A 21,519-nucleotide genomic window follows, 5' to 3' on the forward strand; every position below is an offset into this window, starting at 1 on the left:
TGTCACTCGGGGTCAGTGGGTGTCCCAGAGGCCCGGCTCGGCGAACAGCTCGCGCAGCCACCGGGCCATCGCCTCGGCGGTCTCGTCGTCACCGCTCCGCACCTCGCCGTCGTCGCCCCGTACCGGGAAGCCCCTCCCCCAGCAGACCGCCCGGTGCACGGCAGCGAGCCGGGTCGCCAGGGCGGCCGTGCGCCGCAGCTCCGCCGGCGACGTCCCGTCGCCCGTCCACGCCTCCAGGTACGCGTCGCGGAGCCCCGGCAGGACGTCGGGGCCGAAGCGGCGGCGGGCCAGACGGGCGGTGACGAGCAACGTGGAGAAGGGGTGGGCGACGACGGCGTCTCCCCAGTCGAAGAACGTGTACCGGCCCTCCCTTGGGGAGAAGATCTGGGACTCCTGCAGGTCGGAGTGGTCGAGTGAGTCCGGTACGCCGCTCGCGGCGAGCTCGTCGCACCAGTCCACCAGCCGCGGCCGCCGGGCACGCAGCGCCGTGCGGTCGGCCGGACGCAGGGCCCGGCACTCCTCGACGAGCCGGTCGAAGATCGCCGGGAGTGCGGCGGGCCGACCGTCCGGGACGCCGAGGGCGAGGAGTTCGTCGGTTCGGCCGGTGAGGGTGCGCTGCAGCGCCGCGTACTGGCGCAGCGGTGCCTCCCAGGCGCGCGGGTCGGCGGGGCCGCGGTCGAGCTCGTGGGCGAAGAGCGTGCCGCCGTCGGGCATCAGGGCCCACCCGCGATCGGTGTCGACGGCGAGCGGCGCGAGGACGTGCTCGGGCGTCCAGGCGGCGAGAGCCTGGGCGAGACCGGCCTCGAACCGACCGTCCGGAGGGCCGGCCTTGAACCAGACGGTCCGGTGGCCGTCGCCGACACGATCACCGCCGACCTGGACGTCCCGGATCCGGCCGCCGCCGACGCGGTCGTCCCCGACGGTGAGGCGGACGAGTACCGACCACGGGCGCAACCGCACGACCGCGCCCGCACCGCCCTGCTCCCGCTCCTCCTCCAGCTCCCGCAACCCGTGCTCGGCGAGCCGCTCGCGGGCCCAGCCCAGGGCGGCGTCCCGCCAGACGGGGTCGTCCCACGGGGTCACGCCGTGGGCGTAGTCGCCACGGTCGACGGATTCCTGCATGTCATGTCGCATGAGGCCATCCCATCACCCCTCGTGACCTGGGCACATGGGGATTTCGTGGGTCCCGCACACCCAAACGTCGGCAGAATGACATCCTCCGTTCTCCTTGGTGCCACCCACCGCGCTCTGGCATGTCCGAGCATTCGGTGCATGACGGGTCGCCGGGGTCTCTCCGCCGACATGCGTTGGTTCGTGGGCCGGTTCGACCGCCGGCTCAACTGCTCGGTTCCGAAGGGGAGTCACGGTGCTGCTGCGAGATTCGGGGCGGGCCGGCTCCCGCTGGGCGGGGGCTGCGGCCGTACTGGCGGGGGCGCTGGTGCTCTCGGGCTGCGGAACGGCCGGTACGGCCGAGGACGCCAAGCCGTCCGCCACGGAACGGATTCCGGACATCGACTGCGTGAGCAGCGGTCTGGTGAACGGCTCGGGTTCGAGCGCGCAGCAGAACGCGATGAAGCGCTGGATGCACCAATACCAACTGGCCTGCCCCGGCGTGCGGTTGGCGTACAACCCGCTGGGCTCCGGCGCGGGCGTCGCGCAGTTCCGGCGCGGTGCGACCACCTTCGGCGGTACGGACCAGGCGCTGTCCGACGAGGACCGCGGGGTCTCACCGGACGTGTGCGGTGGCGGCAAGGCGATCGACATCCCGATGGTGGGCGGTCCGATCGCCATCGGGTACAACGTGCCGGGCGTGCCCGAACTGGTCCTCGACGCGCCGACGCTGGCGAAGGTCTTCGACACCCGGATCACCCGCTGGGACCACCCCGCGATCAAGCGGCTCAACCCTGAGGCGAAGCTGCCGGACCTGCCGATCGTGCCGGTGCACCGGGCCGACGACTCCGGTTCGACGCAGAACCTCAACGCCTATCTGACGGGCGCGGCGGGCTCCGCGTGGCCGTACCCGGCCGAGAAGAAGTGGCAGGCGCGCGGCGGCCATTCCGCCAACGGCTCGGACGGGGTCGCCACGGCGGTGACGCAGACCGAGGGCACGATCGGCTACTTCGAGCTCTCGTTCGCGATGAAGCGGAAGATCGACACGGTGCAGATCGCGACCGGCGCGCCCGAGCCGGTCCCCCCGACGACGGAGAGCGCGTCGCTCGGCATCGCGTCCGCGAAGGTGGTCGGCAAGGGCGGTGACCTGGCGCTGGAGTTCGACTACCGGACGAAGGCGGAGGGCGCGTACCCGATCGTCCTGGTGACGTACGAGATCGTCTGCGCCACCGGCAACCGGCCCGATTCGCTGCCGGCGCTCAAGTCTTTCCTCGCGTACGCGGCGAGCGCGGAGGGGCAGAAGGAGCTGCACGCGATCCACTACGCCCCGCTCCCGCAGTCGGTCGCGGAGCAGGTGCGCACGGTCGTCAACGGCCTTTCCTGAGGCGGGTGTTCCGCTCCCGGTAGCGTGTCGGCTCGACAACTGCGGCCGGCACGGGGCCGGGGGACGGATGAACGACGGGCGCGGGTCCCGCGCGGCACGGGTGTGCGTGGTCGCGGCGCTGGTCGTCGGGGTGGCCGGGTACGCGGCGACGGAGCTGATCGACGGCAGTGCGGCGCCGGTGCGCCCGCCGAGCCCGTACGGGTCGCAGCCCGCACCGGACTGCGACCCGCCCGAGGCGAACCCGGTGCCGTGCGGGGTGTACGAGATGACGTGCGAGGAGAAGGCCGCGTACCACCGCCTCAAGAACGGCGAGCTCAACGGCGACTTCACGGTCGTGGAGTGCGCGAGGAGGAAGGACTGACGGGGCGGGTGGCTCAGCCGCCCCGTCACCCCGCCCCGTCACCTGTCATCAGGCCAGGAACGTCGCGGTCGTGGTCACGAAGCGGTCGGCGTCGTCGAGCCAGGGGAAGTGGCCGGCGCGCGGCTGGACGACGAGCTCGGACTTCGGGAACAGCGCGGCGAGTTCGGTCACGGCTCGTGGGGGCGAGTTGAGGTCGTACTCGCCCGCCAGCACCAGGACGGGCGCGTCGAGGTCGGCGAGGGCGGAGCGGGTGGCGGCCGGGTCGAAGGCGCCGTCGGCGCCGAAGCCCTGTGCGGCGTCCTTGTTCGTCTGCTCGTCCTCGGCGGCGTGGTGGGCGCGGGCGGTCTCGTCCCAACGGCCGTAGAAGAACGGGGCGATGGCGTGGAACAGGTCGCCCCCCGCCGTGCCGGCGACGATCGCCTCCAGGGCGGCGAAGGCCTCGTCGAACCAGGGTTCGCCGCGGCGCAGCCGTGCGGTCGCCCGTCGGTCGTCGGCGGTGACGTCGACGCCGAGCGCGCGGGTGCTGGGGGTGATCAGCGCCAGGCGGGCGAGGCGTTCGGGGTGGCGGGCGGCGTACTGCGCGGCGATGTTGGCGCCGGCGGAGTGCCCGAGGAGGTCGAGGCGTTCGAGGCCGAGGTGGGCGCGCAGGGCCTCCACGTCGTCGACGAGCCGGTCGCAGCGGTACGCGGCGGGGTCGTCCGGGGCCGGGGAGCCGCCGGTGCCGCGGAGGTCGAGCAGGATCAGTCGGCGGTGAGCGGCGAGGCCGCCGAGGTCGGAGAGGTAGCGGGAGTCCTGCGGCCCGCCGGGGACGCAGACGAGGGGCGGACCGTCGCCCGTCTCACGGTAGGCGAGGCGGGCGCCGTCGTTGGTGGTGAAGGCAGGCATGACGGAGATCATCACAGCCGGGTGCGGGGCGGGCAACGGGGTTACGCTCCGGCGGCCGGGGGCGCACGGGTGCGGGCTGCTTCCGGCGGCGCGACGGGTGGGGCAGACTCGTCCGCATGTTGCGCCTGCACGTGATGACCTCGGAAGACTGGCCGATGTGGCGGCAGGTCCGCCTGGCCGCGCTCGCCGACTCTCCGCACGCCTTCAGGGCCCGGCTGGACGACTGGCCGCGGGGCGGCGAGACGCAGTGGCGCGAGCGGCTGACGGCGCCGGGCACGTACAACCTCGTGGCCCTGCTGGACGACCGGGCGGTGGGCGTCGCGAGAGGGGTGCCGCGAGAGGGCTCGGTGGAGCTGCGGTCCGTATGGGTCGGTCCGGAGGCCCGTGGCCGCGGTGTCGGCGACCGGCTGATCGCGGCGGTGGAGGCGTGGGCGCTGCGCAGCGAGGCGGACACGCTGGAACTGGCGGTCCTCCCGGACAACGAGTCGGCGGTCGCGCTGTACCGGAGGAACGGCTTCGGCTTCGCGGGGGTGGACGCGGCGGGGCAACAGAGGATGGCGAAGCCGCTGCGGGTGGAGTGACCCGGTGGGTGGGCTCCCGGATGTGGGGCCTCGGGAGCCCGCCCTCACGGACCATGGCTGACGAGGCCACACCGCGGTTCATGCTCGGCGGCCGCCGTGTCCGTGCCTCACCTCGTCAGTCCCACCAGAACGTCCAGGCGTGCTCGCCGATGAGCCGTGTGGCGTACGCCTCCAGCGTGCCCGGGCCGCTCTGCAGGACGTTGTCCGGGCAGAACGCGACGTGCTCGGCCGCGATCGCCTCGGCCTGGGCGCGTGTGGTGGGCGGAGCGGCCACGGACACGGCGAGGACGTCGAAGCCGAGACCGACGACACGTATTCCGAATCGGTCCTCCCAGGAGCGCAGGACGGCGGACAGGCGTGCGGTGTCGTTGTCGTGGTTCAACGGCCCTGCCCAGCCGATGGCGGCGGGGATGTCCGCGCTGCGGCGGGCGGGGACGAGCCCGAGATGCGGGTCCTTGAACCAGGCGCAGCCCTCTGCCGACATGAAGTCGGCGACCTCTGCCGCCCGCGTGTCGGGAGCGGCCGTCGCCGTGGTCGCGCTCTGGCAGAGACCGGGCCACGCCTCGCCCTCCGCGGCATAGTCCTCCCAGTACTCGACCAGGACCACCTCAGGATCGTGGTCTCCCGGGTACGACATCTCGCCCGGCATCAACTCCCACTCCTCTGGACCGCCCTGAGGCCCGCCCAGGTCCAGGAGCACCGGCAGCAGCCCCACGCGCGCGCCCGGCGCACCCAGCCGCACCAACTCCCCGGCGCGGCCGTGCTGTCGGCCCGCCACAGCAGAGGCCCGTGCCACGGCCCCTCTCTCGTCTCGTCGATCAGCCGCCCGGGGGGAAGCCGCAGCCCGATGGAGCGACCGCTCGGATCGGTGGCCAGCTGGGGCAGTGGGTTGGGAAGAGTCGCCATGTGGCCGACTGTAGAGACCGCCACTGACACCGCGAGAATGGCGGCATGAGGACGGAAGAGGACACCCCGGTGGCCGAGCGCGTGTTGCTTGTCGAGGGTCGGGCCGGGGCGGACGGTCTGGCCGCTTTCGGGCAGGCGCTGCCGCGGTGTTCCGGGAACGAGGTGGCGCTCTTCCTGTCGTACAACTACGCGGACGTGCCGGTGGGGAGGAGCTTCGACCGCTGCTTCCGGCGGGCCGACCCGGGGGATGTCGTACGGGTGACGGCGACGGTCGTGGCTGTCACGCAGCAGTTCGGGGTCGGGTGGGACACGATCCCGCATGGCTGGAAGACGCTGGCCGTGCTGCGGTTCGAGCCCGGGATCCCCTCGTTGATCCGTGATCTTCCGGAGGTCGCCTGCTGGTTCGAGCAGCGGATCTCCGTCTGCGTGAGCGACGGCGAGACCTGGCGGGCGCGCGTGACGGGTGGGGAGTGACGTTCGGTGGGGTGGGGGCGCTGAGGGGAGCGTCAGGGGTTTGTGGTGGGTGGTGCTGGTGGGGTGCGTGAGTGTTTCGGTTGTCGGGGCGGTCCTGGGTGATTCTGTCGGTGCCGGTCGTCGCGCTGGTCGCGTGGGGCCTGGTGCTGGCGTTTCCGGTCGAGCGCGGACCGGGGCTGCCGCCGCTGCCCGCGGTGCCGTTGGCGGACCGGGCGCTGCCCGGTGGCGGGGTGGGGCAGTTGTCGAAGTGCCGGCGGGCCGACGGGCCCCGGCCGAAGGCCGTGGGGCTGGGTGAGGAGGGCAGGGATCCGCTGCTGGGGTTCGGGGGCTGGTCCGCCCACTCCCCCGGCGCCGGGCAGCCCGGGCGCTCCACCTTCACCGTGCACCTCGCGCTCCGCGCCACGAAGAGCCCGCTGATTCTTCCCGCCCCGCTCGCCCGCGGCGGGATGACGGTCGACGTCTACGGGCCGCACGGCGAGGGCCGTCGCGCCTCGGCGCGCGGTCTCTCGCCTCGCGTCACGGCCCCGGAGGACCCCGAGCGGACCCTGCCGGCGCCCCGTTCCGGGGTGTACCGCGTCGGCCCCGGTGACGTGCTGTATGTGAAGGTCGATCTGCCGGCCGGCGCGGTCTGTCCGGGGCACGAACTGAAGAACGTGGGATCGTGCTCGCCCGCCGGGACCAATGACATCGAGGACTGTCCCGTCGTGGCCGTCACCCTCCGCGACCCCGCGATCCGGGCCTACCGCGCGGCCGTCACGGGAGAGGCCGCCGACCGGGTCAGCGACCGGCTCGTGATGGTGTCCTACGAGCCGAGGCACACCGAGACCTGAGGGCTCAGAGGTCGGCCACAAGGGCCGTGGCGTTGTCGGCGTGCGGTCCGGCGTGCGACACGGCCGCGCGGACGAGGGCGCGCGCCGCCTGGTGCGGGGTGCCCGCCAGGTACGCGGCGAGATCGAGGTCGTGGTCCTCCAGCGGCTCGTAGCAGCCGTCGCTGGCGAGCAGCAGCCGGCCCCGCGCCGAGGCGGTGACGACGCCGATGGCCGGCGTGTCGCGGATGTCGCCCAGGTACGAGGTGACCGTGTTGCGCGCGTAGGGCCCCGGGACCGAGCCCAGGTCGAGGAGGACCTGCCGCATGTTGTGGTCGGTGGTGAGGCGGACGAGTGGCGCCCCCTCCGGCGCGACGTACGCACGGGCGTCGCCGCACCAGGCGACGACGAGCGGGGCGTCCGGCACGGCGACGGCCACGACCGCGACGGCGGCGGGCAGATGGGCCGCCTTCCACGTGTCGCGGTCCGGTTCGGCGGCGGCCAGCGCGTGGACGGCCCGCAGCCCCGCCTCGGCGCCCTCGCGAGCGGCGGCGCGGGCCAGCCGGCGGGCGTACGCGCGGGCCCAGTCGCGGACCTCGTCGGAGCTGCCGATGCCGTCGAGGAGCGCGTAGGCGCGGGTGCCGCCGGCCGTGGCGTACGTGCCGGTGGCGTCGCACTGGTGCGAGCGGCCGCCGATCAGCTGTGCGGTCGCATGAGTACGCATGACGCTCCCTGGTGGATGCGGGCTGCCCGCCCTCGGGGCACAGGACACAGGACAACTGTGTCATCCCCGGCATACAGGGAGCGTCAGCGCGCCCGCCGCGTCGGGAACACGGCGGGCGGGCCCGGTGCCCTGCCGGCGGTCGTCAGTCGACGAGTTCGCCGTCGCGGGCCACGATCCGGCCGGCGCGCACGACCAGGTCACGGCGCGGCATGTCGACGACGACCTGGGGCAGGCACTCGGCGCGGACGAGGACGAAGTCGGCCGGCGCGCCGGCCTCGAGGTCCGCGTGCGGGAGGTCCATGACGTCGGCGCCGCCGTGCGCGGCCACGTCGTAGCAGTCCGTCAGCTCCTCGTCGAGGCGCACGTCCCGCACCCAGCCGAAGATGTGGGCGCGGTGCAGCATGTCGGCGGTGCCGAACGGGCTCCACGAGTCGCGCACGCCGTCCGAGCCGAGGCCGACCCGCACGCCGTGCTCGCGCAGCCGGGCGACCGGCAGGACGAGGCTGTCGGAGTAGGCCACGGTGGTCAGGGCGATGTCGAGTTCGCCGAGGTCGGCGGCGACGGCACCGAGGTCGTGGTCGGACAGGGCCGGCAGGCAGAACACGTGACTGAGCGTCACCTTGCCCTGGAGGGACAGCGCGCGGGTGCGGTCGATGATGGCGCGCACGGTGGTGAGTCCGTTCTCGCCGCGGTCGTGGAGGTGGATGTCGACGCCGACGCCGTGCCGGTCCGCGATGCCGAAGACGAGGTCGAGCTGCTCGTCGAGGGCCTTGTCGAAGCCGATCGGGTCGATGCCGCCGATCATGTCGACGAGCCCGGAGTGGGCGGCCTCCTCCAGGAGTTCGACGGTGCCGGGGGTGCGGACGACGCCGTGCTGCGGGAACGCCACGATCTGCACGTCGAGCGCGTGGCTCAGCCGTCGGCGGGCCTCGGCCAGGCCCTCGACGCCGGCCAGTTCGTACGCCGGAGCGACGTCCGCGTGGGCACGCATCGCGCGGGTGCCGCGGGTGACGGCGTGGGACATCAGACCGTACGCGCGGTCCCCGACCGAGCGGTTCTGGGCGCGGTACAGCTCGACGTCCTGGGCGACGAAGTCGGCGATGGAGCTCGCCGGCTTGCGGGACACCCACGAGCCGCCCCAGGTCGTCTTGTCGGGGTGGATGTGCGCGTCGATCAGGGACGGCAGGGCGATGCGGCCGCCGCCGTCGACGACGTGCGCGCCACGCGGGGCCGGGCCGGAGGCGATGCGGCCGTCGACGACGACCAGGTCCACGGCCTTCGCGGCGCCGTACGGGCGGACGTTCTTGAACACGACCGGCTTGCCGCGGCGGCCGTTCTGCTGCCGGGCCTCGTGGGCGGTCGCGGCACCGGAGGCCGTGTCGGCCCCGGCGGCGGACGATCCGGTCGCGGCCTGGGCCGGGACCGCTCCGCCGGCGACGGCGGCCGTCGTACCGGCGAGCGCGGCGGCACCGGCCAGCATGGTGCGCCGGGAGAACGTGCCGGCGGCGGCGCCGGACTGCGGGGTGGACTCCATGGGAGCTCCTTGAGGAGGGGTGAGGGTTGCGGGGAGGGAAGGGGCGCCGGTGCCGGAGCGTCTGCGGATCGTCGCCCACGCGGCCGCGCGGGGAACGCTCCGCACGGCGCGTCGGGCGTGCCGGTCACCCGTCCGAGCGGAGGCGGAGGGGCCCGTCCGGTCAGGCCGCTCGGACCAGGTCGGGGTCGGCGAGGAGGGTCTCGCCGAGGTCGGGCGTGACGAAGACACCGGCGGCCCGCACGCGGGGCGCGAGGGCGGGGCTGTGCCGGGCCAGTTCGCGTACGGCGATGTCCTGGTAGAAGGACGTCGAGCCGCTGCGGGTGCTGGTCGCGCCCTTGCGGACGGCGTCGCGGGCCTCGGCGGCGGTGCTGAGGTGGATGTGGGCGTCGACGAGGCCGGGCAGCAGCCAGCGGCCGTGGGCGTCGAGGACCCGGACGCCCGCGGGGACGGCGAGGGAACCGCAACGGCCGACGGCGCGGACGACGCCGTCCGTGATCACGACGACCGCGTCCTCGGTGACCTCGCCGGTCGCCGGGTCGAGCAGCGTCCCGCCCTCGACGACGAGGTCGCCGCCGGTCGCTCCGCCGGGGCGCCGCTCGGCCGCGGGGCCGCTCTCGACGGCGGACGCCGACGCGGTACCGGCCACGGCCACGGTGCCGGCCAGGGCGGCGGCGCCCGCGAGGATGCCACGGCGGGTCAGGCTGCTGGAGGGCGGCGGCACGGCGTCGACGCACATGGGAGCTCCTTGGGGAGAGAGGAACCAGGGACTCCCTTTTTTGTATACCAAAGCTTGAACGGCAGACAAGAGCAGTGATCGATTCACCCGTGTTCGGGCGTTCGCGAGGAGATTCTCTTGCGAATCCGTAGGGCTGGAATCACGTTGGTATACAAGCAGCCCGACGGCCGGCTGTCAGTCCTGCCCGAACAGCGACCGCAGCGCCACCGAGCGGCTGTCCCGTACGTGCAGCAGCGTGCTCGCCGCCGCGGCCTCGGCGTCGCCCGCGGCGATGTGCCGGTACATCTCGGTGTGCTGCGCCCGCATGTGCTCCGGCTCCGCCCGCAGCCCGAACAGCAGCCTGAGCTGCCAGCTCAGCTGCTCCATGACCCGGCCCAGGAGCGGGTTGCCGGACATCACGACGACGCCCTCGTGGAAGGCGGTGTGCGCGGCGACCTCCCGCGGGCCCTCACCGGCGGCGGCCGCGCGCTCGGCCTGCCGCAGGGTGAGCTCCAGGGCGGCGAGCCCCTCCGGGTCGCGCAGGGCCGCCCGGGCCGCCAGCCGGGACGCCTGGACGGCGAGCGGCTCCCACACCTCGTACAGGTGCTCCACGTCGGCGCGCTCGAGCCGCCGCACCCGCACGCCGCTGTGCGGCAGCAGTTCCAGCAGGCCCTCGGCGACCAGCGCGCGCAGCGCCTCGCGCACGGGGACGCGGGACATGCTCAGCTCCTCGGCGACCTCCCGCTCCACCAGCCGGGCGCCCTGCGGGTAGCGGCGGTCGACGATGCGCTGGAGGACGGCCTCGCGGGCCTGGGCACTGAGCGAGGCGGACGCGGTGCGCGACGCGCCGTCCGCGGGGGCCGTGGCCGCGCCGCTCCCGGCGCTCCTGCTGTTCTCCGCCACCTCGTCCGTCCTCCGTCCGGCGTGTCCCGACTCCGGCGAGGTTATACGGATGTGGCGCCGGTCCCCGTACGGGAACCGGCGCCACGTCACACCTACGGCAGCCTCCTCGGGCCTCCGGTCAGGAGGCGTCGCGCACGGTGCCGGTGACGACCGGACCGGGCACCGGCTCCCACGCCTCGTCGTACGTGGTCAGGCGGCCCCGCACCGTCTCGGCGGACTCGCGCACCCGGTCGGCGACCGTCGGCACGCTCACGTCGGCGGTCAGGCTGCCGGCCGGCACCGTGACCCAGAGGAACGCGTCCTCGCCGAGCGCGGACAGCGGCCGCGCCGGGGTCGGCGACTGCCCGAAGTGCTCGCTCAGCCAGACCGGGTCGACGTCCTGCGTGGACAGTTCCGTTCCCGCGGTGACCGGCAGGAAGCCGAAGTCGCCGGTGAGGTCGACGTCCGCTGCGGCGGAGAGCGTCATCCGCCAGGTGAGCGGACGGCCTTCGGTGACGTCGGTCGCGACCGGCTTCAGAGTGACCGTCGGCACCGGGTCGTCGTTGCGGACGGTCAGCCCGCCGCGATGGGCGCCGACGACCGCGCCGCGGACGGCCTTCACCAGGACGTCGTGGTCGGTGGCGTAGCCGAAGCGGGTGTTGCCGCGCACGGTCACCGGCAGGTCGACGGCGGTGCTGCCCTCGCCGACGTCGACGACGCGGGAGGTGTACTCGCCCTGGGTGCCGGGCTTGGGCACGAACAGCCGGATCCGGCCGGTGCCGGGGCCGGTGACCCGTACGGGGATCCGGTGGACGCGCTCGCCGGAGTCGCCCTCGTCGACCGTGACCCGGCCGACGTCGACGCGCGGCAGTGCGGCGGGACGGACGGCGGGGGTGCCGGGGCGCCAGCCCCAGGCGTCCATCAGCCAGGCCCGGCCCGCGGTGCCGCGCGGGGTCAGTTCGAGGGTGCGGATCTTCGTCAGGTCGAGGCCGGCGGTGCGGGCCGCGGCCAGCGGGACACGGATCTCGCGCGCCCAGAAGGAGGCGGTGCGGTCGGTGCCGGGCAACCCGTCGACGGCGTACTCGCCGAGGGCGGCGCGGCGGCCGGAGGCGTCGGCGACGGCCACGTCGAAGGTGGACCCGGTGGAGTTCGGAGGAACGATCACCCGCAGGGCGAGCGCCTGGGCGGAGGCCAGGGAGACCGGTGCGGCAGCGCGTACGGTGACCGGCCGGCCGGTCCGGCCCGGGGTGGCCGTACCGGAAGTGCCGCGGGGACGCGGCCAGTTCATGGCGACGGCGTCGCGGCCGGGCTCCGGGCTCGTCTCCCATCCCGCGAAGTGCGGCGACTGGCCCTGGGCGCCGGATGGCAGGCAGGCGCGGGTCGGCTCGGGGTCGACCTGGGCGCAGAGCCGTCCGCCGCCGTTGACCTTGACCGTCGGACCGGGCAGGAAGGCGGTGGTGCGGTGTCCGCCGACCGCGTGGGTGAGTACGCGGGCGGGTCCCGCCGAGGGGGCGCGGCGGCCTGTGCCGTCGAGCAGCGGGCGGACCTTGTCGTCGCCGCCGACGAAGAGCCGGGCGGCGGCCGCGATGTACGTGGCGCCGGCGGTCTGCTGCTGGGCGGCCGTCAGCCGGGTGCGGGTGCCGGGCGAGCAGACCTTGTCGGGCGTGTCGTCGGTCCAGAAGTCGTCGTCGGCGGGTGCCTCGGCCTGGCCCGGGGTCCACTCGGTGTTGAAGAAGTTGTGGTTGGCGCCGACGACGAACGCCGCGCTGTGCAGGGCCGCACCGGTGCTGATGCCGCGGGTGCCGTCGGCGTAGATCTGGCCCTGGAGGTCGGAGACGTCGCCGTCGCAGCCGGGCAGCAGGGTCAGGGAGGGCACGTCGGGGGCCGGGTTGTGGCCGAAGACGGTGGGGCCGATCAGTACGTTCCCGCGGATCGTCCAGCGGGCCGCGCCCGGTGCGCCGTCCTGGTCGGCGGGCGGCGCGTAGACGCTGTCGAGGGCGGCGCGGTTGACGCCCTCGCCGCCGCGGGAGTGCCCGACGAGCAGCACGCGCGACAGGTCGGTCGGGGCGACGGCCCGTACCGCGGCGGGTGCCGTGGCCGGGGCGGCGGACCAGTCCGCCCAGCGGGCGAGGTGCTGCCGGACGAGGGAGGAGCGGGCCTGGGCGCCGCCGTCCTCGGCGACGTCGTCCTGGCCGTTGACGCCGTTGGCGGAGATGGACAGGGTCACGTAGCCCTGGGAGGCGAGGAGCTTCTGGCTCTGCTGGTAACCGCGGTGGCTGGGCACGGGCTTGAGCCCGCCGGCGCAGGGCCAGCCCATGCCCTGCTCGCCGTTCGCGTCGAAGCAGGTGTAGTGGCGGCCGTGCAGGAACAGCGCGACGGGGCGCTTGCCGGGAGCGTCGGTCGGGCCGACGACGAGGGCGCGCATCTCGACGGGGTTCGGGAAGCCGGGCAGCTTGACGGCCGGGAGGTCGTACTCGCCGGAGGCCGTGCGGTACGTGCCGGGGAGCCCCGGGTCCACGTCGCCGGCGGGCAGCGGGGCCTCGGCCCGCGGGGTGGTCGGGGCCCCGAAGTCCGAGCGCGGCGGCGGCTTGGTGGTGGTCCTCGCATCGAGGCGGCGGCCGGCGGCGAGCACCTTCAGGTCGCCGGCGGTCGCACCCGACTCCGCGTCCTTCAGGGGCAGTCGGAAGGAGCGGCCGTCGGGAGCCGCCTGCGGGCGGCCGAGCAGACGGTCTCCGGAGTAGAACTCGACGCGGGCGTCCCCCATCGGCACGCGCTCGGGCGCCGTCCACACGAGCTGCCGATCGTCCCCGGCCCCCGTGATCCGCCAGCCCTTCGGCAGGTTCCCGGCGGCGGCCCCGGCAGGCGGCGGCTCGGGCGCCGGCTGCGCGAACGCCGGCGCGGGCGCCGCCGTTGCCAGTGCGAGCAGGGCCACGGTGGTGGCCGCCGCACGTGTCACACGTATCAAAGCGGTCTTCCTCGTCCTCGGTGTCGTCGATCGCGTGGATCGTGGGGACGCACCCGTTCCCCCGGCGCCCCTCTCACCACGGGAGATGCCGACGGCCGCGGCGGGGTTGCCTCCTGACGGGCCGACGGACGGCCGTCGGCCATCCGTGGCCGGATGACCTCCCTTGTCGGGCCGCGGGACGCGGGCGACACTGCGGCGGACTCCGCGGGTTCGCCGCACCCTCGCTCGAAGGAGACCGCCGTGACGCAGTCCGAGACGCCGCTCGTCCTCGACCCCACCGGCGCCGAACTGCACGCCGAGCACCGGCTGTTGCGGGCGCGGGGCGACGTGGCCCGGGTCGACGTCCTCGGGGTGGCGGCGTGGGCCGTCTCCGACCCCGTCCTGCTGAAGCGGCTGCTCACCAGCCCCGACGTGTCCAAGGACGCGCGGGCGCACTGGCCCGCGTTCGCGGAGGTGGTACAGAGCTGGCCGCTCGCCCTGTGGGTCGCGGTGGAGAACATGTTCACGGCGTACGGGGCGGACCACCGGCGGCTCCGGCGGCTGGTCTCCCCCGCGTTCGGCGCCCGGCGGGTCGCCGCGCTGCGCGGCACGATCGAGGAGCTGGCCACCGGCCTCCTCGACGGGCTGGCGAAGGTGCCGCCCGGCGAGGTGGTGGACCTGCGGGAGGCGTTCGCGCGGCCGCTGCCGATCGCGGTGATCGGCCACCTGATGGGCGTACCGCTGGAGCAGCGGCGGGAGTTCGCCGGGCTGGTCGACGCCGTCTTCGACACGACGCTGTCCCACGAGGAGCAGACGGCGAACACGGCGCGCCTGTACGGGGTGCTCGAAGCGCTCGTCGCCGCGAAGCGGGCCGAGCCGCGCGACGACATGACGTCGCTGCTCATCGCGGCCCGCGACGACGAGGGCGAGGGCGAGGCCAAGGGCTCCGCCCTCACCGACGCCGAACTGCGCGACACGCTCCTGCTGATGATCAGCGCCGGGTACGAGACGACCGTGAACGTCATCGACCAGGCGATCACCGCGCTGCTGCTCGACCGCGACCAGCTCGCCCACGTCAGCGCCGGACGGGCGAACTGGCCCGACGTCGTCGAGGAGACGCTGCGCCACGAACCCGCCGTCGCGTACCTGCCGCTGCGCTACGCAGTCATCGACCTCGTGCTGCCCGACGGCCGTCGGATCGCCGCGGGCGACGCGATCCTCGCCTCGTACGCGGCCGCCAACCGGCATCCCGAGTGGCACGGCCCGGACGCCGACGACTTCGACGTGACGCGGCTCGACACCGACCATCTCGCCTTCGGCCACGGCGTGCACTTCTGCCTGGGCGCTCCGCTGGCCCGTCTGGAGGTCGCCACGGCACTGCAGGCGCTGTTCGAGCGCTTCCCGGATGCCGAACTGGCCGTCCCCCAGAGTGAGTTGCAGTCGCTGCCGTCGTTGATCAGCAACGGTCACCAGTCGCTGCCGGTCCGGCTGGGGCCGCGCACGGGGCCGACCGTCGGCTGAACACCCGTGCGATGATCGCGGCATGACCGGCACTCCACCGCGACACGCGATGCTCCTGGCCGCGCTGGGCCTGCTCGCCACCGGGTGCGGTCTCCCGGCCGAACTCGACCGCGAGGCCGACCCGGAGCGTACGGCGGCGCAGCAGGGCCCCGCCCCGTTCGTCCCACCCGCCACCAGGCCCGAGGCCGTCCACACGCCGCCGTCCGGGACGACGCCGACCGACCCCGCCTGCCCGGCCACAGGGATCCGGGTGTGGTCGGGGATGGTGAACGCGGCGATGGGGCTGCGCGCCATGCCGGTGACGATCACCAACTGCGGCACGGCGGACCACAAGGTCGAGGGCTACCCGGACGTCCGGGTCCGCGACGTCGACCGCAAGCCCATGGACGTCACCGTCCTCAAGGGCACCGGTCCGATCGCCACCGTCGAAGACCCCGGCCCGCGGCCCGTGACGCTCAAGCCCGGCGAGTCCGCCCGCAGCGTGTTCGCCTGGCGCTACTCGGCCGTGGACCCGACGACCCGCGACGGCAGCGGCGTGTACGTGGAGATCGCCCCGGCCCCCGGAGTCGCCCGGCAGACGGTGGTGCCGGAGGGCGGCCTGGACATCGGCGACACGGGGCTCCTGGGGACGACGGCCTGGGAGAAGGTCGTCGAGTAGGCCGCCGGGGTGGCGGGCGCGGGGTGATGGGTGCTGGGTGCTGGGTGCTGGGTGCTGGGTGCGGTGCGGGGTGCGGGAAAAGGCCACGACGTGTCCCCGCGGGGGAGTTAACCTCGCCCCATGAGCACCCTGCAGACCATCCACGACGTGCCCGTCTTCCTGTGCGCCGCCGAGGGCGCCCGCATCGCGAGCGAGGCGGATGCCCTGGATCTCATCGGCGACGCCGGCTACCAGGGCGCCACGTGGGCGGCGGTGCCGGTCGAGCGGTTCGACGACAGGTTCTTCGAGCTGCGCTCGCGGCTCGCCGGGGACATCGTGCAGAAGTTCGTGAACTACCGGATGGGACTCGTGGTCGTCGGTGACATCTCCCGCTTCACGGAGGCCAGTTCGGCGCTGCGGGACTTCGTCCGTGAGTGCAACCGCGGCCGCCAGACCTGGTTCGTGGCCGACGAGGCGGAGCTCCGGGAGCGGCTGGCGGCATGAGAGGCGGGGCAGAACGGATCCGGCGGGGTGCGGCGGCGTGCCTGATGGGCGGGATCGTCCTGCTGTCGGCTTCGGCGTGCAGCCCGGAGCTGCGGCCGATCGTGGCGGTGTCCGTGGACGAGCGGGGCACGCCCCGGGCGCTCCTGCGGAGTTGTGACGACGGGTGGGTACGAAGCCCCCGTCTGCGCGGCGAACCCACGCCGCCGTCGGCCGCCCCGTCGAGCCCGGTCGGCACGCCCGCCCCGAGCGCGCCGCCGTCGGCCCCCGCCTGGGTCGGCTGGAACACCGACGAGGACCACAGGGCGGCGGACTTCCCGCTGTTCACTCCGCCCGTCGAGTGGAAGGCCGACTTTCGCGGCACGCCCTCGCTCCGGCCCGGCTACACGTACGCGCTGAGGTTCTGGGAGCCCGATGACGCCCTGGCCTACGCCGGCGAGGTGACCTTCGACGCCGAAGACCTGGCCCGGCTCGAGCCCGGCCAGGTGCTGACCTTCCAGGGCGTCATGACCCGTGACGCCTTCGAGGAGGCCGCGGAGGACGCCTGCTGAGCCGGCGGGGCGGCGCCGTGGGCCCGGCGGTGGTCTGAGAGGGTGAGGGCGCCCCACCGCACCCGAGGAGCAGCCCATGACCGGTCGAGCCGGCACGCCGTCCGATCTCGACAACGTCCGAGCCTGGTGGCGGACGCTGGGCGGCGACGGGTTCGTGGTGCTGCCGCCGCCCACGCGGCGCCGTGAGCTCCAGGAGGACGGTCATGTGGAGGCGGCCGAGCTGTTCGCGGCGCGCGACCTGGAGGACGGCACCTCGTACGCGTACTGGCACTGGCCGTCGCACAAGGCGGCCTTCGGCCGCGCCGGGGTGCTGACCGGTGAACTCCTGCTGCACTGGGGCGGGGACCACGCGACCGTCGCCGCGGGGCTCGGGGCGGGACCGGACGGGTACCGGGTGATCGGCGAGGGACCCCGCCACGCCTTCCGGCTCGATCTCGTGACCCGTCAGGACGCGGAGGGGCTGCCGGACCCCGAGGATCCGGCCGGCGTACGCCAGTTCCTCGACCGGCTCGGCACGCCGCTCGACCCCAGCCTGCGGCCGCTGCGCCACCGGCCGCTCACCGACGCGGAGACCCGCTGGCTCCACGACCGGCTGCGCGGACCGGTGAACCTGCACGCGGCCGGGCAGTACGCGCTCGCGCTCGAACACCGCGACGCCCTCACCGGCGACGAGACGTCCGCCCTGCACGAGCTGTGGCGGGAGCTGTACGAGGGCCGGCTCACCGAGTGGGCGGGCTGGCCGGCGCTGCTGCACGCGTTGCTGCGCCACGAACACCCCGGCGCATGGGAGGCCGTGGCCGCCGTCGGCGGGTACCGGGCGGCCGCCGTCGTCGCGGACGTGCCGTCCGAGCGCGGGCTGGCGCTCGTCCGGGAACAGGCGCTCGCCGGCGAACTCCTCGCGATCGGTTCCTGGCTGCGCCTCCGGCACGCGGTCCGTGAGCCCGACTGGGTCACGGCCGCCGCGGCCCTCGCGGCGGAACTCACCGGCCCCGACACCCCGCAGGGCGCGCTGCGGTCGCTGGCCGCGACGCTGAGCATGACGGTGACGGACGAGTGGCGCGCGGCCTCGGGTGTCGGCTACCACGAGAGCCGGGCCTTCACCTCGCTCGCCGGCCTCCGCTTCGCCATCGACGAGCGGCTCCCCCACGAGCTGCGCGTACTGATCGCGGCGACGGCCGCGGAGCGGCTCGCGCACGTCCGCGAGGAGGCCACCCGGCTCGGCCCCGCGTACGTGGAGCTCACCGGGACGGACGCCGCCGAGGCGCACGCCGTGGCCGACCGGTTCGAGGCGGCCCGCGACGGACTGCTCGCCGGCACCGGGCCCGATCTCACCGTGTACGAGGGCGCGCTCACCGGGGTCTGGCACCGGTACCGGACGCTCGACGAGGCCGATGTGCGCTGGCTGCGCGAGCGCGTGGCCGACGAGGGGACCGGGCTGCAGGGCCTCGGCTTCTGCCTCGAACTGCTCTACGCCCACGGCGTGGCCGGGCCCGCCGAGGTCGACGTGCTGGTGCCGCGCTGGAAGAAGACGCTCACCAAGCAGTACCGGACGACGTACACGGAGTGGCGGCACCCGCTGGTCACCCTCACCTGCCTCGCGCTCGAACTCGGACACCCCGTCGCCGACGACCTCCTTGCCTGGTGGGCCAGGCCCAAGCCGCTCTGGAAGAACGACCTGCGGCTGCTCACCCACCTCGGCGCGCCGGACGAGGCGAAGGCCGACGAACTGTGGCGGTTCGTCACCGGCCGAGGCCACGACACCGGGCATCTGATGACCTGGGTCCTGATCCGCGCCCGCCTGGACGGCGTGCATCCGCTGCTGGTCGCGGACCGGCTGGTGACCGGGTCGGAGCTACCGGACCACGCCCTCAAGCGCGTCCTGCTCGGGGTCGCCGACCCGGCGCAGCCGCTGTGGCACTACAGCGTGGACGATCTCACCCGGCCCTGGTGGGAGCGGGCGCGGGAGGTCGCCGAGGATCCCCGGCTGTCCGCCGCGGCGCGGGCGCTCGGGCTCGCCGTCGCCCGGGAGCACTGTCTGGTCCGGCAGTCCGAACGGGTCCGCCCCGCGCCGACCGCAGCGGAGGTCACGGCGGCGCGGGCCTGGCTCGACCGGCACGCCGGGGCCTGAGGGCCGGCCCGCTCAGAGCGAGCGGGCGAGGCGGAAGCCGACGTCGTCGAGGGCGAGGGTGGGGTGGCTGCGGCGGCGGACCGAGGCGCGGCAGCTCCAGTGCTCGTCGAACCAGCCGCCGCCGCGCAGGACGCGGGAGGAGTCGTACACCTCGGGGTCGTAGAGGTCACAGCACCACTCCCAGACGTTGCCGAGCATGTCGTGCAGGCCCCAGGCGTTGGGCTGCCGGCCGCCGACCTCGTGGAGGCGTTCGCCGGAGTTGCCGCGGTGCCAGGCGATGGCGTCGAGGTGCCCGTACCGGGGGCCGGAGGTGCCGGCGCGGCAGGCGTACTCCCTTCCCCAAGTTCTCGGCTCCGCTCGAACAGGGGAGATCCCAATGGCCTCGGTGGGGAGGCGGTAGCCGTCCGCCTCGCGGTCCCGTTCGGCGGAGTCGTCGCCGAGGCGGTACACGGGCGTCAGGCCCTCGCGCGCCGAGAGCGCGTTGCAGAAGCGGACGGCGTCCCCCAGGAGACGCCCTCCACGGGGAGCCGGTCCCCCTGGAACGCGCCCGGGTGCAGGCCGGTGGCCTCGGCGTACTGCCGCTGGGTGAGGGGGTGCGCGGCGAGGGAGAAGGACGACCCGCAAGGACTCGAGGTCGACCCGCCAGGTGGCCTGCGTCCGGCGGTCGGAGAGGGTGACGCTGCCTGCGGGGACGGTCTTCATGACGAGGTCGGCGATCGTCGGCCGCCGGGCTTCGTGCGCGCGTTCCATGCCGTGAACCCTTCTGTATCCGGCGGCAGTTGACCAATCGGGTCGTCAGGTCCGCGCGCCTCGCCGCACGACGTCGCCGGCGGGGGCGAGCACGGGTCGTGCGGGCGGAGGCAGCGTGTGGGGGCCGGCCGGGACGTGGGCCGCGCTCGGGACGCCGGACTCGATGTCCGCGAGCAGTTGGCGCAGGGCCGCGGTGCCGGGCAGCTCGGGCCTGCGCCCGTCGAGTGCGTCGAGGGCACGCCGGGTCCGCCGCCAGGCGCGGCTGCTGCGGCCGTCCCGGTGGTCGCAGTAGGCGCGGGCGTAGCGGGCGATCAGGCAGGACCAGGCGTCGGAGCGGATGCCGGGCTGGCGCAGGGCCCGCCGCGCGATGCGGCGGGCGGCCTGCGGGGCGTGGTCGGCGAGGGTCATGGCGAGGGCGGCGAGGCTGACGGCGGGCGACGGGCCGCCGGGGGCGAGCGGCGGGACGGTGTCCGCGGCCGTGCGGAAGCACTCGGCGGCGCGGTCGGGCTCGCCGCGGTGGAGGGCGAGGAGGCCCTGGACGTGGGCGATGCGACCGACGGTGGCGTCGTCACCGTCGAGGACGGCCGGGGGCCAGGCGTGCCGCAGGAGCTCGCCGGCCTCCTCGGGCCGCCCGGCGGCGCCCAGCCAGGCGGCGAGCCACATGCCGCGGGCCGTGAGCGGGCTGTCCGGCGGGCAGAGCGGGAGCAGTTCCATCAGGTGGTGGTGGCCTTCGTCGCGCAGGTCGTCCACGACCCACCAGAACCACAGGTCGAGCAGGGTCTCGAGGGCGGCCTCGGCGCGCTCGGGCTGCTGGGGGGCGTGGGCGAGCGCGGCGCGGAGGTCCTCGGCCTCGTCCCTCAGGAGCTGGACGGCCTGGCGCTGGCTGCCGGTGCTCCAGAGGTTCTCGGCGACGGCGGCAATCCGCTGGGCGTGGAGGGCGCGGCGTTCGGCGGCGACCTCGGACTCCCGGGCGGCGGCGAGCCGTTCGCGGCCGAAGTCGCGGGCGGCGGGGGTCATGCTGTAGCGGGGTTCGCGGATGCCGCCGGGGTCGCGTTCGTGGGTGAGGACGCCGCCGGCGGCGAGGCGGGCCAGGGCTGCGGGGGCGCGGTCGGCGTCGAGGCCGCCGCCGGAGCAGACGAAGACGGCGGTCGACTCGTCGAACGGGCCGGCGAGGATGCTCGCACGGGCCCAGGCGATCCGTTCCTCCCGGTCGCACAGGACATAGACGGCGGCGACGGCGTCGCGCAGCGACCGGTGGCGGGGCAGGGCGGTGCGCGGTCCGCTCAGCCAGACCTGGTGGCCGTCGAGGCGGTGCGCGAGTTCGGCCGCGTCGTAGCGGCCGAGCTGCGCGGCGGCGAGTTCGATCGCGAGCGGAAGGCCGCCGAGGGCGCGGCAGATGTCGGTGGCGGCGCGCGGTTCGACGGCGGCCGGGTCGGCGCCGGCGGCCCGGGCCCCGTCCAGGAGCAGTTCGACGGCGGGAGCGGGGCGGCGTCCCGGCGCCGGTTCCACGGCGAGGGCGGCCGGCCGGAGCACTGCCTCGCCGCCGAGCCCGAGGGGGGTGCGGGCGGTGACCAGGACACGCAGGCTCGGCAGGTGTTCCAGCAGGGCCTGCACGAGCCCGACGCACTCGGTGTGCACGGGGTCGATGTCGTCGAGGACGAGCAGCACCTCGGTCCCCCGCCAGTGCTCGGCGAGCGCGCGCACGTCGGGGAGGGCGCCCGGGCGGCCCGGCGGGGCTTCGCCGCGCCGCGGTCTCGTGCCCGTGGCCGCGTGCAGCACCGCTGCGGCGAGGGCCCCGGGCGCGCCGGGGCGGGTGCCGCGCCAGTGGACGATGACGATGCGACGGGTACGGGGGCCGGGGCGGGCCGCGCGGGGCACGGTCCGGGGCGGGACCGCGTCACCGGCGCGTACCGTCGCGGCTAGCCGACTCTTGCCGATGCCGACCGGGCCGGCGAGCGTGACGAGGCGATGCCGTCGCAGGAGCCGTCGCAGCTCCGCGGTCTCCTCTTTCCTGCCCACCAGGCCGCGCTCCGGTGTCCCCACGTCCGCCACTCCCCGCACTGATGAGTCCCACGTCGACGATCAGTGAGCCCACCTCTGCAGAACCGTCACTGCACGGGGCCTC

General features: G+C 74.8%; 17 protein-coding genes and 3 pseudogenes. 10 read left to right on the top strand and 10 right to left on the bottom strand.

Annotation, left to right across the window (positions count from 1 at the left end):
• Positions 1–12: 12 nt before the first annotated feature.
• A complete protein-coding gene (locus tag ABZO31_RS01175; protein ID WP_406858918.1) occupies positions 13–1,134 on the bottom strand; it encodes an aminoglycoside phosphotransferase family protein in 1,122 nt (373 codons plus the stop codon).
• A gap of 232 nt (positions 1,135–1,366) precedes the next feature.
• On the opposite strand from ABZO31_RS01175, the gene pstS reads away from it, so the two are divergent.
• Both pstS and ABZO31_RS01185 read left to right on the top strand, forming a co-directional pair.
• On the top strand, positions 1,367–2,494 hold the full coding sequence (gene pstS / locus ABZO31_RS01180) for a phosphate ABC transporter substrate-binding protein PstS (protein WP_406858919.1): 1,128 nt from the start codon (positions 1,367–1,369) through the stop codon (positions 2,492–2,494).
• A gap of 67 nt (positions 2,495–2,561) precedes the next feature.
• Positions 2,562–2,855 carry a hypothetical protein gene (locus ABZO31_RS01185; RefSeq protein ID WP_406858920.1) on the top strand — a complete coding sequence of 98 codons (294 nt, stop codon included), beginning with the start codon at positions 2,562–2,564 and terminating at the stop codon, positions 2,853–2,855.
• Between the two features lie 48 nt (positions 2,856–2,903).
• Here the strand turns inward: ABZO31_RS01185 and ABZO31_RS01190 are convergent, their stop codons facing one another.
• Positions 2,904–3,740: an alpha/beta fold hydrolase gene (locus ABZO31_RS01190; RefSeq protein WP_406858921.1), complete on the bottom strand. Its 837-nt coding sequence runs from the start codon at positions 3,738–3,740 to the stop codon at positions 2,904–2,906.
• Between the two features lie 116 nt (positions 3,741–3,856).
• On the opposite strand from ABZO31_RS01190, the gene ABZO31_RS01195 reads away from it, so the two are divergent.
• Positions 3,857–4,321 (top strand): GNAT family N-acetyltransferase, encoded by a 465-nt coding sequence (locus ABZO31_RS01195; RefSeq protein ID WP_406858922.1) that lies wholly within the window; start codon positions 3,857–3,859, stop codon positions 4,319–4,321.
• 115 nt (positions 4,322–4,436) lie between these two features.
• On the opposite strand, the pseudogene ABZO31_RS01200 reads toward ABZO31_RS01195, so the two are convergent.
• Positions 4,437–5,227, bottom strand: a pseudogene (locus ABZO31_RS01200) (DUF4253 domain-containing protein).
• A gap of 45 nt (positions 5,228–5,272) precedes the next feature.
• Here ABZO31_RS01200 and ABZO31_RS01205 point away from each other — a divergent pair.
• Positions 5,273–5,701: a hypothetical protein gene (locus ABZO31_RS01205; RefSeq protein WP_406858923.1), complete on the top strand. Its 429-nt coding sequence runs from the start codon at positions 5,273–5,275 to the stop codon at positions 5,699–5,701.
• Between the two features lie 98 nt (positions 5,702–5,799).
• Entirely contained in the window at positions 5,800–6,531 is a 732-nt protein-coding gene (locus ABZO31_RS01210; RefSeq protein ID WP_406858924.1) for a hypothetical protein, read from the top strand.
• Positions 6,532–6,535: 4 nt separating this feature from the next.
• Here ABZO31_RS01210 and ABZO31_RS01215 read toward each other — a convergent pair whose 3' ends face one another.
• The 5 genes and pseudogenes from ABZO31_RS01215 to ABZO31_RS01235 all read right to left on the bottom strand — a co-directional run bounded on the left by ABZO31_RS01215 (position 6,536) and on the right by ABZO31_RS01235 (position 13,327).
• The gene (locus ABZO31_RS01215; RefSeq protein WP_406858925.1) at positions 6,536–7,231 is read right to left on the bottom strand and encodes a protein phosphatase 2C domain-containing protein; all 696 of its coding nucleotides are present in this window, start codon (positions 7,229–7,231) and stop codon (positions 6,536–6,538) included.
• A 142-nt stretch (positions 7,232–7,373) separates the two neighbouring features.
• A complete protein-coding gene (locus ABZO31_RS01220; RefSeq protein ID WP_406858926.1) occupies positions 7,374–8,765 on the bottom strand; it encodes an amidohydrolase family protein in 1,392 nt (463 codons plus the stop codon).
• A gap of 163 nt (positions 8,766–8,928) precedes the next feature.
• Positions 8,929–9,501 (bottom strand): annotated as a pseudogene (locus tag ABZO31_RS01225) (amidohydrolase); the annotation flags it as partial.
• Between the two features lie 174 nt (positions 9,502–9,675).
• Entirely contained in the window at positions 9,676–10,383 is a 708-nt protein-coding gene (locus tag ABZO31_RS01230; protein WP_406858927.1) for a GntR family transcriptional regulator, read from the bottom strand.
• Positions 10,384–10,501: 118 nt separating this feature from the next.
• The gene (locus ABZO31_RS01235; protein WP_406858928.1) at positions 10,502–13,327 is read right to left on the bottom strand and encodes a hypothetical protein; all 2,826 of its coding nucleotides are present in this window, start codon (positions 13,325–13,327) and stop codon (positions 10,502–10,504) included.
• A gap of 240 nt (positions 13,328–13,567) precedes the next feature.
• Here ABZO31_RS01235 and ABZO31_RS01240 point away from each other — a divergent pair, with 240 nt between their 5' ends.
• From ABZO31_RS01240 to ABZO31_RS01260, 5 genes are all read left to right on the top strand, one after another.
• Positions 13,568–14,827, top strand: a complete 1,260-nt coding sequence (locus ABZO31_RS01240; protein ID WP_406858929.1) for a cytochrome P450 family protein — start codon at positions 13,568–13,570, stop codon at positions 14,825–14,827.
• A gap of 22 nt (positions 14,828–14,849) precedes the next feature.
• Complete coding sequence (locus ABZO31_RS01245; protein ID WP_406858930.1) at positions 14,850–15,485, top strand: DUF4232 domain-containing protein; 636 nt, start codon at positions 14,850–14,852, stop codon at positions 15,483–15,485.
• A gap of 120 nt (positions 15,486–15,605) precedes the next feature.
• Positions 15,606–15,968, top strand: a complete 363-nt coding sequence (locus ABZO31_RS01250) for a DUF4180 domain-containing protein (RefSeq protein WP_406858931.1) — start codon at positions 15,606–15,608, stop codon at positions 15,966–15,968.
• Positions 15,965–16,516 carry a hypothetical protein gene (locus ABZO31_RS01255; protein ID WP_406858932.1) on the top strand — a complete coding sequence of 184 codons (552 nt, stop codon included), beginning with the start codon at positions 15,965–15,967 and terminating at the stop codon, positions 16,514–16,516. The genes ABZO31_RS01250 and ABZO31_RS01255 overlap by 4 nt, the downstream gene beginning before the upstream one ends.
• A gap of 76 nt (positions 16,517–16,592) precedes the next feature.
• Positions 16,593–18,644: a hypothetical protein gene (locus ABZO31_RS01260; RefSeq protein WP_406858933.1), complete on the top strand. Its 2,052-nt coding sequence runs from the start codon at positions 16,593–16,595 to the stop codon at positions 18,642–18,644.
• Positions 18,645–18,656: 12 nt separating this feature from the next.
• Here the strand turns inward: ABZO31_RS01260 and ABZO31_RS01265 are convergent.
• Both ABZO31_RS01265 and ABZO31_RS01270 read right to left on the bottom strand, forming a co-directional pair.
• Positions 18,657–19,346, bottom strand: a pseudogene (locus ABZO31_RS01265) (formylglycine-generating enzyme family protein).
• Between the two features lie 93 nt (positions 19,347–19,439).
• A complete protein-coding gene (locus ABZO31_RS01270; RefSeq protein ID WP_406858934.1) occupies positions 19,440–21,437 on the bottom strand; it encodes an ATP-binding protein in 1,998 nt (665 codons plus the stop codon).
• Positions 21,438–21,519 lie beyond the last annotated feature (82 nt).

Origin of the sequence: Streptomyces solicamelliae, from assembly GCF_045348655.1 — a bacterium.
Taxonomy (GTDB): domain Bacteria; phylum Actinomycetota; class Actinomycetes; order Streptomycetales; family Streptomycetaceae; genus Streptomyces; species Streptomyces solicamelliae.

Bases quoted from the DNA above. Each gene is read 5' to 3' on its own strand.
- ABZO31_RS01175 (WP_406858918.1), bottom strand. From the start codon at position 1,134: ATGCGACATGACATGCAGGAATCCGTCGACCGTGGCGACTACGCCCAC.
- ABZO31_RS01255 (WP_406858932.1), top strand. From the start codon at position 15,965: ATGAGAGGCGGGGCAGAACGGATCCGGCGGGGTGCGGCGGCGTGCCTG.
- ABZO31_RS01195 (WP_406858922.1), top strand. From the start codon at position 3,857: ATGTTGCGCCTGCACGTGATGACCTCGGAAGACTGGCCGATGTGGCGG.
- ABZO31_RS01215 (WP_406858925.1), bottom strand. From the start codon at position 7,231: ATGCGTACTCATGCGACCGCACAGCTGATCGGCGGCCGCTCGCACCAG.
- ABZO31_RS01260 (WP_406858933.1), top strand. From the start codon at position 16,593: ATGACCGGTCGAGCCGGCACGCCGTCCGATCTCGACAACGTCCGAGCC.
- ABZO31_RS01205 (WP_406858923.1), top strand. From the start codon at position 5,273: ATGAGGACGGAAGAGGACACCCCGGTGGCCGAGCGCGTGTTGCTTGTC.
- ABZO31_RS01220 (WP_406858926.1), bottom strand. From the start codon at position 8,765: ATGGAGTCCACCCCGCAGTCCGGCGCCGCCGCCGGCACGTTCTCCCGG.
- ABZO31_RS01250 (WP_406858931.1), top strand. From the start codon at position 15,606: ATGAGCACCCTGCAGACCATCCACGACGTGCCCGTCTTCCTGTGCGCC.
- ABZO31_RS01245 (WP_406858930.1), top strand. From the start codon at position 14,850: ATGACCGGCACTCCACCGCGACACGCGATGCTCCTGGCCGCGCTGGGC.
- ABZO31_RS01190 (WP_406858921.1), bottom strand. From the start codon at position 3,740: ATGCCTGCCTTCACCACCAACGACGGCGCCCGCCTCGCCTACCGTGAG.
- ABZO31_RS01185 (WP_406858920.1), top strand. From the start codon at position 2,562: ATGAACGACGGGCGCGGGTCCCGCGCGGCACGGGTGTGCGTGGTCGCG.